This is a genomic window from Dietzia sp. B19, assembly GCF_014145155.1.
Classification (GTDB): Bacteria; Actinomycetota; Actinomycetes; order Mycobacteriales; family Mycobacteriaceae; genus Dietzia; species Dietzia natronolimnaea.
In genome coordinates, this window is the sequence record NZ_JAALED010000212.1 from 1 (window position 1) to 3,175 (window position 3,175).

The 3,175-nt window shown below is 67.8% G+C and carries 2 protein-coding genes; both read left to right on the forward strand.

The annotated features are described in order from the left end of the window. On the forward strand, positions 1-561 hold a 561-nt coding region (locus G6020_RS07045), incomplete at its 5' end, for a S1 family peptidase (RefSeq protein ID WP_241732602.1). A gap of 173 nt (positions 562-734) precedes the next feature. Next, positions 735-3,175, forward strand: a 2,441-nt coding sequence (locus G6020_RS07050) for a (Fe-S)-binding protein (protein WP_241732603.1), incomplete at its 3' end; no start/stop codon positions are given.

A 3,175-nucleotide genomic window follows, 5' to 3' on the forward strand; every position in this document is an offset into this window, starting at 1 on the left:
GACGGCACGCCCGTCGTCGTCACCGCCGCGCACTGTGCGGGCGCAGACGGCACCCGCGCCGCGTTCGCCGACGGCGAGGAGTTCGGCACCATGACGCGGACCCAGCGCGACGGCATCGACACGGCGCTCGTGGCCGTCGACCCGGAGCTCGCCGACCGCTTCCGCACCAACCTGGTCGGCGCCGGCCCCGACACCACCCAGGCGATCACCGGCACAGCCGACCCGGTCGTCGGACAGAAGGCCTGCAAGACCGGGTTCCGGACCGGTTTCTCCTGTGGCACCGTCTCCGAGGTCGGCGCGATGATCGACGTCGCCGGCTCCCGCACCATCGCCAACGCGTTCACGGTGGATCTCTGCGCCCTCCCCGGGGACAGCGGCGGCGTCGTGTTCTCGGGCGACAAGGCCCTGGGGATCTCCAGCGCCTCCAACGTCGCCGAGACCGGGACCTGCGCCAACGCCGACGCCGTGGCCAGGGAGAACGGGTACGTCCCGCGCCTGTCGGCGGTCCCGATCTCCGACGTCCTGGCCGCGCATCCCGGTCTGACGCTGCGCACCAACTGATCCAGAACGACCCGCGGGCCCCGTCCCACGAATCGAGTGCACTCCGCTAAGGGGAACCTCAACTCGTGGGACGGGGCCCGCGTGGCTTACCTTTAACGACAAGACCGTCGACGGGCACCCCTGGGGTCGTCAGGTGCTCGTGCGTCGAGAAGTGCGACGAAAGGCCGCGAACCATGTCAGGCGTGACCATCACTCTCGGGACGATCGGTGTCCTGCTCAGTTTATTTGCTTGGGCCTCATTCATCGGCGGCGTATCGCGGATGGTCCGGAGCATCCTGCTGGGCCAGAAGGACGGCTTCAACCGGTTCGGCTCCCCGTTCTTACGGATGAAGAACACGTTCGTCGAGGTGGCCGCCCACACCCGGATGGCCAGGAAGCGGTCGGTCGGCTTCTTCCACTGGTTCGTCATGATCGGCTTCATGCTCGGCTCGATCGTCTGGTTCGAGGCCTACATCCAGACGTTCAACCCGCGCGGCGGCTGGCCGTGGCTGTCGGATCAGACGTGGTACCACGGGCTCGACGAATTCCTCGGCCTGGGCACCGTCATCGGCATCACCGTGCTCATCATCATCCGCCAGGTCAACCAGCGTCGGGGCCTCAACCGCTTCAACGGTTCCGACCGCAGGGCCGCGTACTTCGTGGAGGCCGTCGTCCTCCTCGAGGGCCTGGGCATGATCTTCGTCAAGGCCGGCAAGCTCGCGCTGTACCGCGCCGAAGGCCAGGACTTCCACTGGTCGACCGACTGGGTCTCCGGCCCCATCTCCACGGTCCTGCCGGCCAACGAGCTCATGGTCTCCATCTTCGCGCTGATCAAGCTGCTCACCGGCATGATCTGGCTGTACGTCGTCGGCCGCAACATCACCTGGGGCGTCGCCTGGCACCGCTTCTCCGCGTTCTTCAACATCTACTTCAAGCGCGAGGCCGACGGCCGCACCGCGCTGGGCGCCCTCAAGCCGATGACCATGGACGGCGAGGCGCTGACCATGGAGAAGATCGAGGAGCGCACCGAGGCGGACGAGGACTTCGAGCCCGTCCTGGGTGCGGGCGCGATCGAGGACTTCTCGTGGAAGGGCTGGCTGGACTTCTCCACCTGTACCGAGTGTGGCCGTTGCCAGGAGCAGTGCCCCGCCTGGAACACCGGCAAGCCGCTGAGCCCCAAGCTCATGATCATGGCCCTGCGTGACCACGCCCACGCCAAGGCTCCGTACCTGCTCGCCGGCGGCAAGACCACGATGGGCGAGGAGACGGGGCTCGTCGACGCCGAGGGCAACCCGGACGAGAAGAAGCTGGCCAGGATCCCCGAGGCCGCCCGCCTCGAGGCCCAGCGCCCGCTGGTCGGCCACACCACCGCCGACGTGTCCGACGACCCGATGGCCGCCGGCATCATCGACCCGGAGGCCCTGTGGTCCTGCACCACCTGTGGCGCCTGCGTCGAGCAGTGCCCGGTGGACATCGAGCACGTCGATCACTTCATCGACATGCGTCGCTACCAGGTGCTCATCGAGTCGGAGTTCCCCACCGAGCTCGCCGGCCTGTTCAAGAACCTCGAGAACAAGGGCAACCCCTGGGGCCAAAACAACTCGGGCCGCGATGACTGGATGAAGACCCTCGACTTCGACATCCCGGTCATCGGCTCGGACATCGAGGACTTCTCGGACACCGAGTACCTCTTCTGGGTCGGCTGTGCCGGTGCCTTCGAGGACCGCGCCAAGAAGACCACCCAGGCCGTCGCCACGCTGCTTCACACGGCCGGCGTGAAGTTCGCCGTCCTGGGCCAGGGTGAGACCTGTACCGGTGACTCCGCCCGCCGCGCGGGCAACGAGTTCCTGTTCCAGATGCTCGCCGAGCAGAACATCGAGACCATGAACAACGCCTTCGACGGCGTGCCCACCGGTCAGCGCAAGGTCGTCGTGACCTGTGCCCACTGCCTCAACGCGTTGAAAAACGAATACGGCGACTTCGGCGGCGACTACCAGGTGGTCCACCACACGCAGCTGCTCAACCGTCTCGTGCGGGAGAAGCGACTCGTGCCGGTCGCCCCGATCGACGGCGGCGTGACCTATCACGACCCGTGCTACCTCGGCCGTCACAACAAGGTCTACGAGGCTCCGCGTGAGCTCATGGACGGTTCCGGAGTGACCCTCACGGAGATGCCCCGCCACGGCCAGCGCTCCATGTGCTGTGGCGCCGGCGGCGCGCGCATGTGGATGGAGGAGACGGTCGGCAAGCGAATCAACATCGACCGCGTCGACGAGGCACTGTCGACCAAGGCGACCAAGATCGCCACCGGCTGCCCGTTCTGTCGGGTGATGCTCTCCGACGGCGCCACCGCGCAGACCGACGGCACCGAACTGGAGGGTCAGGTCGAGGTCGTGGACGTGGCCCAGCTCCTGCTGGAGTCCGTCACCCGCGACGGCGGTCTGCCGGAGCCCCGCGAGGCCGCATGGCTGGAGCAGCCGAAGCGCGAGAAGACGTCCGCGGAGAAGGAGGCCGCCGAGGCCGAGGCCGCGACGCCTGCCGAGGCCAAGACCGCGGTCGCCGAACCCGCCGGAACACCGGACAACCCGGTGATCGACGAGGGCGAGGGCGCCGAGGTGGCCGCCGCCGGCACCGC